At 38.5% G+C, this 14,265-nt stretch carries 12 protein-coding genes; 3 read left to right on the forward strand and 9 right to left on the reverse strand.

Annotation, left to right across the window (positions count from 1 at the left end; translation table 11 throughout):
• Positions 1-14 precede the first annotated feature (14 nt).
• From CBF35_RS09265 to CBF35_RS09290, 6 genes are all read right to left on the reverse strand, one after another.
• Positions 15-1,694: a ribonuclease J gene (locus tag CBF35_RS09265; RefSeq protein WP_126780398.1), complete on the reverse strand. Its 1,680-nt coding sequence runs from the start codon at positions 1,692-1,694 to the stop codon at positions 15-17.
• A gap of 30 nt (positions 1,695-1,724) precedes the next feature.
• A complete protein-coding gene (gene dapA / locus CBF35_RS09270) occupies positions 1,725-2,597 on the reverse strand; it encodes a 4-hydroxy-tetrahydrodipicolinate synthase (RefSeq protein ID WP_126780400.1) in 873 nt (290 codons plus the stop codon).
• Positions 2,598-2,624: 27 nt separating this feature from the next.
• Positions 2,625-3,680 carry an aspartate-semialdehyde dehydrogenase gene (locus tag CBF35_RS09275; protein ID WP_126780403.1) on the reverse strand — a complete coding sequence of 352 codons (1,056 nt, stop codon included), beginning with the start codon at positions 3,678-3,680 and terminating at the stop codon, positions 2,625-2,627.
• Positions 3,681-3,897: 217 nt separating this feature from the next.
• Positions 3,898-5,613, reverse strand: a complete 1,716-nt coding sequence (locus tag CBF35_RS09280; protein ID WP_126780505.1) for an ABC transporter ATP-binding protein — start codon at positions 5,611-5,613, stop codon at positions 3,898-3,900.
• A 127-nt stretch (positions 5,614-5,740) separates the two neighbouring features.
• Positions 5,741-6,379, reverse strand: coding sequence for a hypothetical protein (locus CBF35_RS09285; RefSeq protein WP_126780405.1), 639 nt, complete (start codon positions 6,377-6,379; stop codon positions 5,741-5,743).
• Positions 6,380-6,411: 32 nt separating this feature from the next.
• Positions 6,412-6,978, reverse strand: coding sequence for a hypothetical protein (locus CBF35_RS09290; RefSeq protein ID WP_126780407.1), 567 nt, complete (start codon positions 6,976-6,978; stop codon positions 6,412-6,414).
• 169 nt (positions 6,979-7,147) lie between these two features.
• Between CBF35_RS09290 and CBF35_RS09295 the strand changes: the two genes are divergently transcribed.
• On the forward strand, positions 7,148-7,861 hold the full coding sequence (locus CBF35_RS09295; protein ID WP_126780409.1) for an HAD family hydrolase: 714 nt from the start codon (positions 7,148-7,150) through the stop codon (positions 7,859-7,861).
• Positions 7,862-7,914: 53 nt separating this feature from the next.
• On the opposite strand, the gene CBF35_RS09300 is transcribed toward CBF35_RS09295, so the two are convergent.
• The 3 genes from CBF35_RS09300 to CBF35_RS09310 form a co-directional block, all read right to left on the reverse strand.
• Entirely contained in the window at positions 7,915-8,535 is a 621-nt protein-coding gene (locus CBF35_RS09300; RefSeq protein ID WP_126780411.1) for a hypothetical protein, read from the reverse strand.
• 102 nt (positions 8,536-8,637) lie between these two features.
• The gene (locus CBF35_RS09305) at positions 8,638-10,146 is read right to left on the reverse strand and encodes a DUF1846 domain-containing protein (protein WP_126780413.1); all 1,509 of its coding nucleotides are present in this window, start codon (positions 10,144-10,146) and stop codon (positions 8,638-8,640) included.
• Between the two features lie 85 nt (positions 10,147-10,231).
• Positions 10,232-11,560 carry an APC family permease gene (locus CBF35_RS09310; RefSeq protein WP_126780415.1) on the reverse strand — a complete coding sequence of 443 codons (1,329 nt, stop codon included), beginning with the start codon at positions 11,558-11,560 and terminating at the stop codon, positions 10,232-10,234.
• 189 nt (positions 11,561-11,749) lie between these two features.
• Here CBF35_RS09310 and pepI point away from each other — a divergent pair, with 189 nt between their 5' ends.
• On the forward strand, positions 11,750-12,637 hold the full coding sequence (pepI, locus tag CBF35_RS09315; protein ID WP_126780417.1) for a proline iminopeptidase: 888 nt from the start codon (positions 11,750-11,752) through the stop codon (positions 12,635-12,637).
• A gap of 150 nt (positions 12,638-12,787) precedes the next feature.
• Positions 12,788-14,263: a DUF1538 domain-containing protein gene (locus CBF35_RS09320; RefSeq protein ID WP_126780419.1), complete on the forward strand. Its 1,476-nt coding sequence runs from the start codon at positions 12,788-12,790 to the stop codon at positions 14,261-14,263.
• Positions 14,264-14,265 lie beyond the last annotated feature (2 nt).

The raw sequence follows: 14,265 nt of genomic DNA on the forward strand, positions 1-14,265 counted from the left end.
CCTCAAAGCTTAATCTATGATTTGTGTTTACGTTGACTCGTTTCCATAATGACTGGCAAAATAACCGGACGGCGTTTTGTTTGTTCAAACAAGTAACGGCTTAGTTGTTCACGGATATCTTGTTTTAGTTTGCCCCACTCAAAATCATTTTTCTTTAAGTTCTCTTCAATGATTTCTTCAACAATAGTGGCACTTTCTTTCATTAAGTCTCCACTTTCCTTCACATAGACAAAGCCTCGTGAGGTAATTTGTGGTCGGGAAACAATCTTTTGTTGTTTGCGATTGATCGTTGTAACAGCGATAAAGACACCATCTTCAGATAAAATCCGACGATCTCGTAAGACGATATTACCAATATCGCCAACGCCTTTACCATCAATCATCACATTATCGGCATCCGTTGTGCCAGCCATATGCATCCGATTTTCAGCATATTCTAACATATCCCCGCGACCGGTAATGTAAATATTTTTGTAATCGATCCCTAATTCATTAGCTAGATCGGCATGAGCCGCTAAACTGCGATATTCCCCTTGAATCGGAATAAAGTATTTAGGTTTCATTAAGTTCAACATTAGTTTCAAGTCATTTGGATTAGCATGACCAGACACGCGGAAGTTGTCTGAAATTGACTTAACTGTACCACCAGCTCGGTAAATCATATCTTCCGTTTTTGCAACAGTGGTTTCCATGGCAATCGACGGAGTCGTTGTAATGTAAACTAGATCACCTTCACCAATCGTAATCGGACGAGTTGGGTCACCAGCCATCCGTTGGAGAGCTTTAATTGGTTCACCCATCCGACCAGTTTCTAAAATTAATAACTCTTCCGGTTGGTAGTCTTTCATGTCTTTTTCTTCAATGATTAACTCTTCACTAGGTAATTTTAATTTTTCTAATTTAATCGCTGTGCGAATGATTTTTTCTAAGTCTTCACCAGTTAAGATGACTTTTCGTAATGAACGATGAGCGGCATCTAGAACTTGTTGAATCCGTTGAATGTTACTAGCAACGCTGGCAACAATAATCCGGCCATCCCAATAACGTAACGTATCGAAAACTTCTTCACCAATTTCACGTTCAGAAGCAACTGGTAGGGGATTTTCAGCATTAGAAGAATCGCTAAGTAAGGCTAAAACCCCTTCTTTACCGATTTCTGCTAAACGGGCAAAATCAGTTTGGTACATTGGAATCGCACTTTGGTCAAATTTAAAATCACCAGTGTAAACAATGCTGCCTTCTTTAGTTTTAACAGAGATTCCCACTGAATCTGGAATCGTGTGAGTCGTTCTAAAGAAACTAACTGTCCCAAATTCAAAATCAATTTCCGTAAATTCATTAATAATATGGAAATCAGCAAAGTTTTTCGAGCCTTGGTAATTGCTAACATTTAATTTAGCTAACTCCACCGTTAATTCTGTTCCAAAGACTGGAACGTTGATTTGTTCTAATAAATAAGGTAAGGCTCCGATAGCATCGGCATGCCCATGAGTCAGAAAGACCCCGGCAATTTTATCTTTGTTTTCTACTAAATAAGAAAAATCTGGAATGACAATATCAATTCCTAATTGATCGTTCTCTGGGTATTTTAACCCACAGTCAAATATAAATATTTCTTCTTCCACTTCTATGATGTACATGTTTTTTCCGTTTTCACGTACGCCACCTAGTGGGACAATTTTGATGTTACTCAAATTCTTCACCTCTTAAGTTCTTCCCAATGATTACTGTTCTAGTATCATTAATATATTTTCTTGTTCGACGGAAGTACAAGCGACAAGAGGAAGACGCACATCTCCAACTAAGATTCCTCGGTGGTTTAAGACAGCTTTCACTGGCGCCGGTGAAGGCACAGAAAAGACAGCTTCCATCTTTGGAAGAAGTTGGCGATATAAGTGGCCAGCTTCTGGCAGTTGACCTGCTTCGACTAATTGGTACAAGCGATACATTTCATCACCTAATAAATGACTGGCGACGGAAATTACCCCTTGTGCTCCAACTGTCTTAGCAGCAAAGCCTAACGTATCTTCTCCTGTATAAATCAGGAAATCTTTAGGTCCTTGTGCTTTCAAATGCGCAATAGCTTCAATGCCACTACAATCTTTAGTGCCAATCACATTTGGCAGCTGGGCTAACCGAAGAGTTGTTGCTACATCCATATTTACACCAGTCCGTGCAGGGACATTGTATAAAATAATTGGTAACTCACTAGCTTCTGACACAGCTTTAAAATGTTGATATAGTCCTGCTTGATTTGGGCGGTTATAGTACGGTACTACCACTAACCCCGCTGATACTCCTTTTATTTCTGCTACTTTTTTTATAAAATCAATTGTTTGTTGAGTACTATTACTACCAACACCGCAAATAATTGGTACTCTTCCATTGACAATTTTTACCGTTTCTTTAAATAAAGCTAACATCTCTGTTTCCGTTAAAGTTGGTGATTCACCAGTTGTACCGGCCACGACTAGGCCCTCAGTGTGATGACTTAATAAATACTCAATTAAAATAGGCAGTTGTTGATAGTCAAGCTCACCTACTTCGTTAAAGGGTGTCACCATCGCTGTTAAAATACTTGCATTCGTTAAATTCAATGAAAGTTCTCCTATCTTATTCAATTATTAAGGCACGCGAACTAAGTCCAATTCATGTAAGGCTTCTGCAATCTGAACAGTGTTCCAGGCGGCACCTTTTAGTAAGTTGTCGGCAACGACCCACATATGAAAGCCTTTTGAGACATCTAAATCTTGACGAATCCGACCGACAAATGTCGCTTTTTCGCCAATACTCGTCAAGGCTTGGGGGTATAGTTGCTGACTCGGATTATCTTGAAGAATCACCCCTGGGGCTGCTTGTAAAATAGCTTGCAACTCCTTAACTGACGTTTCCTCAGATACTTCTAAATAAATTGATTCTGAATGTCCTGATAAAACGGGGACTCGAACACAAGTCACTGAAATTTTCAACTGCTCATCAGCCATTATTTTTTTAGATTCATTAACCATTTTCCACTCTTCTAAAGTATACCCTTTATCCCCAAAGACATCAATTTGCGGTAACGCATTGAATCCTAAAGGAAAGTGCTTCTGATCGCTACTACATGGTAAAATATCGGCCTGAAGTTCACTGGCAGGTTTGCCTGCTAACATGGCTGTTAATTGATCTTCCAGTTCAACAATCGCTGAATTTCCGGCTCCGCTAACGGCTTGGTAAGTCGAGACGATTAATCGTTCTAAACCAACTTGTTGACGAATTGGTTCTAAGGCTACCATCATTTGAATCGTTGAACAATTCGGATTAGCAATAATGCCTTGATGTTGGGCTAACGCTTGTGGATTAACTTCTGGTACAACTAAAGGTATCTGTGGATCCATTCTAAAGGCACTCGTATTATCAATCACAACTGCCCCACGCTTCACAGCTTCTGGTGCAAATGTTTCTGAAATACTACCGCCTGCACTAAATAAAGCTAAGTCAATCCCCTCAAAAGCCTCTGGAACTAGCTCTTGAATCGTGATTTGACTGTCTTTAAAAGTTAATTTTTTACCGGCTGAACGGCTTGAGGCTAATAAAACAACGTCACTAATTGGTAAAGTTGAGGTTGCTAACATTTCTAATATTTTAGTGCCTACTGCACCTGTTGCTCCTACTACGGCAACTCGATATGCCTTCTTCATACATAAGTCCCCTTCATTTGACATTTTTCCCGTAAAATCTCATTCTTCATTTTAACACAATAAGTGAAAAATTTCCTTATTATTATCCTAGACTTGTCTATTCACAAGTCTTTTAAAACCTAATTATTAAAAGGGTTCACCTTTTTTAACCTAACAAAAGAAGGATAACCACTAATTAGAACGAGTCTAATTGTGATTATCCCTCATAAAATTACTTTTAATCTCTAAATTGAGCGTCATAAAGTCCTTTGTAGACCGCCCCTAAAGCCATTAAGCTATCATGTGTTCCTTCTTCAATAATCCCTTCTTCATTGACAACGACAATCCGTGTGGCATGTTTAATCGTCGCTAATCGGTGAGCAATAATTAACGTTGTTCGTCCTTCAGATAAAGAGAACAAAGACTCTTGAATGACTTGTTCTGTTTCCGTGTCTAAAGCTGAAGTGGCTTCATCTAAAATTAAGATCGGTGGATTTTTTAAGAACATCCGGGCGATTGCCACCCGCTGTTTTTGCCCGCCAGATAATTTAACGCCACGTTCACCAACAATCGTATCTAAACCAGCTGGTAAGTTATCAATCACTTTTTCTAAATGTGATAATTTGACCGCTGCCATTATTTCTGCTTCCGTTGCTTCAAGTTTGCCGTAAGCCACGTTTTCCCGCAACGTCCCTGGAAACAAGAAGACATCTTGCTGAACGATGCCAATCTGACTTCTTAAAGAACTTAAGGTCATTTGACGAATGTCTCGGCCGTCGATAGTCACCCCGCCTGCTGATACTTCATAAAAGCGAGGCAATAAATTACATAAGGTTGTTTTACCTGCCCCACTTGGGCCAACAAAAGCCACCGTTTCACCTGGTTTAATCGCTAAAGAGATATTTGATAAGACATTTGTTCCATCTTCATAAGCAAAAGAAACATCCTCATAGCGAATATCACCAACTAAATCTTGAACTGCAATCGCTCCTTCTTGATCAACGATACTAGGTTTTTTATCGATTTCTTCAATAAACCGTTTAAAACCAGCAATCCCTTTAGGGTAGCTTTCAATCATATTGTTAACTTTTTCGATCGGTCGCACAAAGACATTTGATAATAAAATGAATCCTACAAATTGACCGTAGGTGATTTCTCCACGAATCGTGTAGTAGGCACCAAAAATTAAAGCAAACAAACTAATTAAACGAATCAGTAAATAGTTATAAGCTGAACTTAAACCCATGACTTGATAAAATTTAATTTTTGATTGGCGATAATTTTGATTTAATTTTTCAAATTTCCCCCGTTCGTAAGACTCGTTAGCAAAGGCTTGAACAACCCGAATCCCACTGACTGAGGCTTCAATACCCGCATTGAACTCGCCTAAGTTGTCGTAAATTTCCGTATTAACTTTCGTCATCTTTTTATTAAAAAAGACTAAAGCAATCGTAATGAAAGGCAACATAATCGAGGTAGCAATAGCTAAGTTGATGTGAGTGTTCATCATAATCATGAAAGCCCCAACTAAAGTCATAATAGTAATAAAGATGTCTTCTGGGCCATGGTGAGCCACTTCTGAAATTTCAAATAAGTCCGTTGTTAAGCGACTCATCAATTTACCAGTCTTTTTATTGTCGTAGTACTCAAAGGGTTGCTGTTGCAAATGGGCATATAAGTCACGGCGCATATCAGTCTCAATATTCACCCCTAATTTATGGCCAAAGGTCACGACTATATATTGTAAGGCTGTATTAATGATGTAAAAGAACAACAAGGCTAAACAAGCCGTAATAATTAAGCCCCAATTTTTTTGTGGCATGATTTTATCGATGACTTGATTGACGACTAAAGGAAAAGCTAATTCTAAAAGAGCAGCAATAATCGCACAACCAAAATCTAAAATAAATAACCTTTTATAAGGTTTATAATAACTAAAGAAGCGTTTTAACATATTTTTCATTCCTCCCAACTTATTCATTTAAGCAAATTCCCTCCCCTTTGTAAAGAAATACTGATTAAAAAAAGCCTGGATTTTCATCCAGACTTCCTTTTAATTGCACTTTTTTTAGCTTGCTTCCCTAGTACCCAAAGGCCTCGATTAACTCTGAAATCACTTTATCTTGATTTTGAATCAACCATTTCTTTTTATTAGTGGGATCAACCAGGAAAGTTAGTTTGACTTTTTTTTCTTTTGTGACTTGTGTTTGCGCCTCAGTGGCACGTAACAAAGCCGTTAAAGTTAGATGAGTCACTAATTCCTGAACCTCAGCATCCGTAGTTTCTGCCGTTAGTTTTTTAGTGGCTTCTTCGAATTCTTTGTCTAAGGCTTTTTCAATCCCCTTATCTGATACTTCTGCTAGACCTTTAATTGTATACTCTAAGTCTGCTTTACCCTTTTCTTCCTTCACAACTTCTAGCGTATAATCAGTTTTATCGACTAAGTTTTTTTGCGAAACAGCTGAAATCTTTTCGACTTCGTCAATCTGTTTTTCAGTTAACTTAGCATCTGCTGTTAACAAACTAACAAGATCATTTTTTTCTGGCTTTTCTGCTAAGTCAGATAACTCAAAGACGTCGTCAAATTCTTTTGATTCTTGATTATAAATTAAGTGGGAAATTAAAAGTTCACCTGACTTTCTAGCTTCTGCTGGTTTTTGACAACCACTTAGAAATAGTGTCACAATCATTGCCCCTACGGCTAAATAACTTTTTTTCATTTAGTTCTGTCCCTCTCCTAGGTCATAGTCTTTTAACGACGACTCCGGTTATAATTTTTCTTTTCAGTAATAATATCTTGGCGCTCTGATTGACTTAAATTTGGGTCTGACAATTGTTCCCCATATTGGCGATTTCGTTCGCCTATTTCTCGGCCAGATTGACTTGCCCCAGAAGTCACGTCTACTTGGGAATTGTCTTGATTAGTAACTGGTGCTTCAGTTTGATTGCCTTGGTTTTCAGCCACTTGATTACTACTATTTTCATTATTTTGCTCGTATTGATTATTAGCAGCTACTTGTTCCGCAGCTGCTTTTTCAGCTGCGATTTTCTCAGCTGCTACTTTTTTAGCTTGAACTTCCGCTTTCTTTTTAGCAATTGCCGTTTCTTTGACTTTAATTTTTTCGGCTACTTGGGCTTTCACTTTTTCCCCAGCTTTTATGCCAATGATTTCTAGTTTCTTTTGAATAACCGCATTTCTCACTGCTAAACGTTCTTCAATAATTTGTGTTGAAATAGCTGCCTCACTGACCATTGCAGGTTTCAATAAACAATTCCCTAATACCAAGCTTACTAATAAACCATAACCTAATCTTTTCATACAATAACCTCTCCTTATACTAGTGTTATTTTTTAACAATAGTTACAACTATAAGACATTCTATCTATTTTAGGTGTCTTTTACGAACATTCTTACCTAATTCTAATCTTCTCTTACCTCATTCTTACTTATGTTACAATAAACATTCAATAACGAATGGAGTGATAATATGATTCAAGGCATTGTGTTTGATTTAGATGATACACTTTACCGGCAAATTCAACCTTTTGAAACAGCCTTTCGTAAATCCTTTCCTGCTACTAGTGCGAAGCTTGACATCTCTGAGGCTTTTCATACTTTCCGTAGACATAGCGATGCTGTCTTTACGAAACAAACGAGTGGCGAATGGACCTTAGAATTTATGCGCCAATACCGCATCAAGGAAACTTTAGTTGAGTTAGCAGACCTTAAATTAACAACAGCAGAAGCTGATGATTTTCAAGAAAATTATTTAATCGCCCAAAGCCAGATTCAACTAGAACCAGAAATCATTGAGTTATTAACTCATTTAACTGAGGAAAAGATTCCTCTGGCTCTAATTACTAATGGTCCTGATAGCCATCAAGCACAAAAGATTGAGCAGCTCCAGCTAAGACGTTGGTTTAAACCAGAACACTTAATTGTCTCCGGTCAAGTTGGTACGGAGAAACCTGGCAGTCAGATTTTCAACATCGCCGCTGACGCCCTAGGCTTAGCGAGTGAAGCCTTACTTTACGTAGGCGATAGCTTCCCTAATGATGTGATTGGTGCTAAAACCGCCCATTGGCAGAGTTTGTGGTTTAATCACCAAGGTCACCCCACACCTCAGTCAGACATTCAACCAGACTGGATCGTTGACTCTTACAACGCTTTACCTATTTTTATTCAAACTCTCTTAAAATAATTCATAAATGTCCTATCAAAAAAGACACTGCTAAGTTGCAGTGTCTTTTTTGATTAAAACCAACTAAGTAAATACCAGATGACTAAGGCAGCGATAGCTAAACTAATTAAGGGGCGGATGACCTTATTTTTAACTTTTTGCCACTTCATCGTTTGGAGAACTTTGCTATTAGCTTTTCCTAAATCAACGGGACGAATGTTGACAGTGTCACAGTAAACCACATAAACTTGTTGCTCCATTGACCATAACTTTTGGTTTGAACCAGCAATCAATGATAATCCTCTCATCATCGAAGGCATTGTCCGTGAGCCTTTTTTGCTCATAGTCTCTTTTTGATCTTGGCTCAAGTAATAATTATCTTCATCTTCATACAAAATCCCATCTGGGCTCTCAAAATCTTGCTCCTCAATTTGACTTAGCCAGTATGCTTGACTCTCGGCAATTTCACTCGTGATTTTTTGATAGTTCAGTAAAGTAAAGACTAGGCCACTAAGACTTGCCACCAGTAAAGCAAAACCAAGCACTTTCAGTCCGCCAGTAGTTAACAAAACTAATAAAAAACTAGCAACTAAGCCACTACTCACAATTATTAACTGTTTTTGCAAGCGTTGAAAGTAAATTTGTTTAATCGAGTGCTGATATTTTTCAAAATCAGCTAAGACGTGGTCTTTCATTTCATTACCACCTTTCTTTTTATTACAAATAGTTTACCATACCTTGTAGTGATAATAAATTAAAAAAAGGGCGCCGCTGACTAATGTCACGGCACCTCTTAATTAAATATAATATAAATTTTCTGAAGGGTATTGTGGATCACAAGTCACATCTAATCCCAGTTTACGTAAAGTTTGCTCGTCATCACTGTTCAACATCACCGTTGAATGAGCTTGAACCCCAGCTAACTCTGCTAGCTTATCGTAAGCTAATTGAGCTGTTGGATTAGTCACAGCACTAATGGCTAAGGCAATTAAGACTTCATTGGCATTTAAGGCTGTCATTCGACTGTGTAGTGCCTCAATTTTTAATTTTTGAATTGTCTCTAAAATTACTGGTGATAACAATAAAATATCATCAGAAATATTAGCTAACGTTTTAATTGAATTAAGTAAGGCAGCTGAACACGAATCCATTAAATTACTTGTCCGACCAGTCACAACCCGACCATCTGTCAGCTCAAAAGCAATCACCGCTTGCGTATCATTATTTTGTGACTGCTGACGTAATTGTTCCGCATAATCACGGGCGGGTTCCACAGCTACCCGATCTTCTTGCTTCAATAACAACTCTTCCATAATCAACTTGATTCGTTGTAAAACTTCTTCATCGACTGTCCCTTTTTTAAAATCACATTCTGTGGCGAAGTAACGACGAATGACTTCTTGTTTCGAGGCTTCCTTAACGACTTCATCGTCCGTAATTCCAAAGCCAACTCGGTTAACTCCCATATCTGTTGGGGATTTGAAGTCAGATTCTTTACCAGTAATCGTTTCAATGATCCGCTTAATCACTGGGAAAGTCTCAATGTCACGATTGTAGTTCACAGCGACTTCTTGATAGTTATCAAAGTGGAAAGAATCAATCATATTAACATCTTTCAAATCAACTGTCGCTGCTTCATAGGCAATGTTAACTGGGTGTTTCAAAGGAAGATTCCACACCGGGAATGTTTCAAATTTTGAGTAATCAGCTGTTCGCCCTTGTAAACTTTCATGATACAGTTGATTTAAACAAGTAGCTAATTTTCCACTACCAGCACCTGGGGCTGTAACTACTACAATCGGTTTAGTTGTTTCAATGTATGCATTTTTACCGAAGCCTTCAGGACTGACAATCTTATTAACATTTGAAGGATAATCTTCAATCGCTTCATGTTTATAAACTTTCAAGCCGCGACGCTCTAGTTTATTAATGAAAAGTTTAGTCGAAGGTTGGCCGTTATAACGGGTGATCACAATACTATTAACCCCAAGCTCGTAGCCTTTTAATTCATCGATTAAACGTAAGATTTCCATATCGTAAGTAATGCCATAGTCCCCGCGAACTTTGTTCCGTTCGATGTCACCAGCGTAGACACAAATAATAATTTCGGCTTGATCTTTTAACCGTTGCAGTAACTTAATTTTAGCATCTTCATCAAAGCCAGGAAGAACCCGTTGGGCGTGTTTATCACCAATCAGTTTGCCACCAAATTCAAGATAAAGTTTGTCGTAATTATTTACTCGTTCAAGAATATACTTTGATTGTTCTTCAATATATATTTGAGGATCAAATCCTTGTTTTCTCATGTAAGTCCCTCCACCTATCTGTTGTTTTCCTTTTTTTACCTTTATCTATTATAAACCATTCTAGCAGTTTTCCAACCTATTTCACTTATTCCCCTGACTTTCTTTTTTTAGCTTGATAATAGTACAAAGGCAAGCCTAATAATGTTAAGCCAATTCCTAAGGTGGCATTTAATGGCTGTGTCCACAAAGTATTTGCAACAATAAACACCCCACCGGCAATCGCGATTAATGGAACGACTGGATAAAGTGGTACTTTATAACTCCGAGGCTGATCTTTCATTGTTTTTCGTAAAATAAAGATACCGATAAAAGTTAAGGTGTTAAACATCCAAATCACAAAAACCGACAGATCCGTTAGTTGGTCAAAGGAACCTGACAAAATCATTCCGATGACAATCAGCCCGAGGACTAGTCCGCCATTAACTGGCATCCGAGTCTTTTTCGTCAATTGACTAAACCAATGACTGAAAGGCAACATTTTTTTCTGACCTAAGGCGTAAGGAACCCGCCAAGCCGCCATTAAATAACCATTAATGCCACCAAATACCGAAACTAAAATCCCCACAGTAACTAACTTACTCCCAATGCCAGGAAATAATAGACTGGCAACATCGGCAGCTGGTGTCACCGTTTGACTTAAAGCGGTCGCTGACATGACTTGCAAATAAGCTAAATTAATTAATAAATAAACAGCAATGACAATTGATAAGCCTCCAATAATTGCCCGCGGTAAATCCCGACTAGGGTGTTTCATCTCACCAGCTAAGGCACTCACGTTAATCCAACCATCATAAGCAAAGAGGGTTGCAATTAAACTCGTTCCAAAACTATTGCTCAACGTATGGCTCGTTGTCGTTAACGGAAACAAACTGACTGTTAATGAGTCTTGATTTAAAAATAACCCAACAATGATGATGACTAGTAAAGGAATGACTTTTAAAAATGTTGCCACTGTTTGCAGGCGACTCGTTGCTTTATTCCCTAAACAATTAATTAAACTTAATAAACTAATCGTCACAATACTAATGGGCACAATCCACCGACTAGACAAACCGACTAAATTAACAGTTTGTGTGCCAAAAATAATCGCTAAGGCAGCAATATTGGCTGGAAAGTAGACAATCATTTGGGCCCAACCGACTAAAAACCCTAAAGGCTTACCATAGATTTTTTCTAAAAAAGCCATAATGCCACCAGTTTCTGGAATCAAGGTGCCAATTTCGGCAACTGTTAACCCACCAGCAATAGCAATTACGCCACCTACTAGCCAAGCCAACATGCCCATGCCCGCTGTTCCTGAAGCAGTAAAGACGGCTGTTGGTTTGAAAAAGACTCCCGCCCCTATAACAGTTCCGACTACGACGGTTAATGCTGTTAAGCCTGATATTTCTCGTTTTAATTGATTGTCTGCCATTTAACTTCCCCTATTCTCCTGTGACTATTTTTCCCGCTGACCTCTAAAATATATTTTCTAATCATACCAATTATTTTTATGAAATACTAGAAAAAATTCTTCTTACTTAAGATCCGGAGTGATGTCTCCTAAATTTCGGCGCTATGCTATACTTAATTCAGAGATTATACTATCTAGGAGGAACAACTTATGACTATTACTGAAGGCTACTTACCTTACTTAGGCTATCACACTTACTATCGCATTATCGGCGATTTATCTTCTCCCAAAATCCCTTTATTACTATTACATGGTGGTCCTGGCTCGAGCCATAATTACTTTGAATTATTAGATTCATTAGCCGCTGAAGGACGTCCTTTAATTATGTACGATCAATTAGGTTGTGGCCTGTCAGCCACAGACTCACGCCCAGATTTATGGCATGCTGACACTTGGCTAAATGAATTAATCGCCTTACGCCAACACTTAGACTTAGATAAGCTTCATCTCTTAGGTCAGTCTTGGGGTGGCATGATGGCAATTCAATACTTATGCGATTATCAGCCTACCGGCATTCAAAGTGTGATTCTTTCAAGTACTCTGCCAGCAGCCGAACTTTGGGATCAAGAGCAACACCGCTTAATTGCTTTAATGGCTGAAAGTGACCAAGTCGCAATTGCCAAAGCCGAAGCTTCAGGTGATTTCTCTGACCCAGCTTACTTAGCAGCTAACGACCGCTTTATGACTCGTCATGTTGGCGACTTACCAACGCCACAGTCGCCAGAGCCCTTGCGCCGACCAAAAGCTTCCGGTCGTGAGTCTTACGTGACTGCTTGGGGGCCAAATGAGTATAACCCACTGGGGACTTTAAAAGGCTGGGATTATCGTTCAAAACTTAACTCAATCACTGTGCCAGCTTTAATTATTAGTGGTGCCGACGATTTAAGCACCCCTTTGATTGCTAAAACTATGGACGATTTACTTCCTAATAGTACATGGGAGCTTTTCGCCAAAAGCCGCCATATGCCTTTTGTCGATGAAACAGCTAACTATTTAGCTGTCTTAGAGGAATGGTTAACTGACAAAGATAACTTGTAATAACTGGCTTTCTATTATTCTAAAGAGCAATGACTCTTAACATATAATAGGAAGCTTTTTTATTTTTTTAGAGGTTATTAGTTGGCATCTAGCTAATCATCAGTCATACTTAAAGTAGTACTCAAAGACATGAAAGGAGTTGCCGTTTATTTGAACGTACTTGTAGAAAAATTTAAAGAAGTTTTATTTTCAGTCTTACCGATTACCTTGATTGTGATCTGTTTACACTTTACTATTGCACCACTCGAACCAACTCTCCTTTACCGCTTTTTAATAGGTGCAGGCTTAATCGTCCTCGGCTTAACAATTTTCTTGTTAGGAACAGACATTGGGATTACCCCCATCGGTACTCATTTAGGAAAAGGAATCGGCCGTAAGAAAAAAGTGCCAATTATTATTGGTTCAGGTATTATCCTCGGTTTCTTTATTTCCATTGCCGAACCGGATTTACAAATTTTGTCTAAACAAGTCGCCATGGTGACTGACAACTTAATTTCCAGTACGAGTATTTTGATTTACGTCTCTATTGGGATTGCTATTATGATGACTATTGGTCTCTTACGAGTCGTTTTTAGCTTTTCTTTACGAACCTTGTTATTAATCATTTATGGTGGAATTTTTGCCCTATCGCTATTTGTTTCTAAAGACTTTCTCGCCATTGCTTTTGATGCCTCTGGTGCAACAACTGGTGCCTTAACGGTTCCCTTTATTCTTGCACTGTCACTAGGTGTTTCAACTTTGAAACGCAGTCATAAAGATTCGGAAGAAGACACTTTTGGCTTAGTGGCGATTTCCTCTTCAGGAGCGATTATCGCTGTCATGTTAATGAGTATTTTAGGTAAACAAGATTCTTTATCGGGCAGCTTGTCAATTGATCAAATCGATACTAGTTCCGTCTTAAGACCTTTTATGACGGCTCTCCCCCACATTACCCAAAATATTTTCATTGCCTTATGTCCAGTTGTTTTAATTTTCCTTGGCTATAATTACTTTGGCCTAAAGTTGCCGAAACAGAAATTACGGAAAATCATGATTGGTAGCTTTTATGTTTTCCTTGGTTTAGTCCTCTTTCTAGTTGGGGTCGATGCTGGTTTTATGGAAGTCGGCAGTGTCATCGGACATACTGTTGGTTCCTTAGACAGCAGCTTATATTTACTAGCTGTGGCTTTCATTCTTGGTTTAGTGACTATTTTAGCAGAGCCCGCCGTCTATGTTTTAACTCACCAAATTGAAACTGCTACAAACGGTTATGTTAAACGGAAAATTATTTTAGTTGCCTTATCTTTAGGTGTCGGTTTAGCAGTCTTATTATCAGTCATTCGCATTTTAATTCCTGGTTTAGAGCTCTGGCATTTCTTATTACCAGGCTATATCATCTCTTTAGGTTTGATGTATGTCGTTCCTAACTTATTCGTAGGGATGGCCTTTGATGCTGGTGGCGTTGCTTCTGGACCTATGACAGCCACCTTTATTCTAGCCTTTATTCAAGGAGCGGCAGAGGCAATCGATGGGGCTGATGTCTTATTAGAAGGCTTTGGAATGATTGCTATGGTTGCTATGATGCCAATTATCACGTTGCAATTAGTCGGCTTTATGTATAAATTAAGTTCGCGGAAAGAAGGGTAATT

It is taken from the genome of Vagococcus salmoninarum (assembly GCF_003987495.1).
In the GTDB taxonomy this organism is placed as follows: domain Bacteria; phylum Bacillota; class Bacilli; order Lactobacillales; family Vagococcaceae; genus Vagococcus_D; species Vagococcus_D salmoninarum.

Coding starts and splice junctions, on each gene's coding strand:
- CBF35_RS09275 (WP_126780403.1), bottom strand. CDS start 3,680: ATGAAGAAGGCATATCGAGTTGCCGTAGTAGGAGCAACAGGTGCAGTA.
- CBF35_RS09280 (WP_126780505.1), bottom strand. CDS start 5,613: ATGTTAAAACGCTTCTTTAGTTATTATAAACCTTATAAAAGGTTATTT.
- CBF35_RS09285 (WP_126780405.1), bottom strand. CDS start 6,379: ATGAAAAAAAGTTATTTAGCCGTAGGGGCAATGATTGTGACACTATTT.
- CBF35_RS09290 (WP_126780407.1), bottom strand. CDS start 6,978: ATGAAAAGATTAGGTTATGGTTTATTAGTAAGCTTGGTATTAGGGAAT.
- CBF35_RS09295 (WP_126780409.1), top strand. CDS start 7,148: ATGATTCAAGGCATTGTGTTTGATTTAGATGATACACTTTACCGGCAA.
- CBF35_RS09300 (WP_126780411.1), bottom strand. CDS start 8,535: ATGAAAGACCACGTCTTAGCTGATTTTGAAAAATATCAGCACTCGATT.
- CBF35_RS09305 (WP_126780413.1), bottom strand. CDS start 10,146: ATGAGAAAACAAGGATTTGATCCTCAAATATATATTGAAGAACAATCA.
- CBF35_RS09310 (WP_126780415.1), bottom strand. CDS start 11,560: ATGGCAGACAATCAATTAAAACGAGAAATATCAGGCTTAACAGCATTA.
- pepI (WP_126780417.1), top strand. CDS start 11,750: ATGACTATTACTGAAGGCTACTTACCTTACTTAGGCTATCACACTTAC.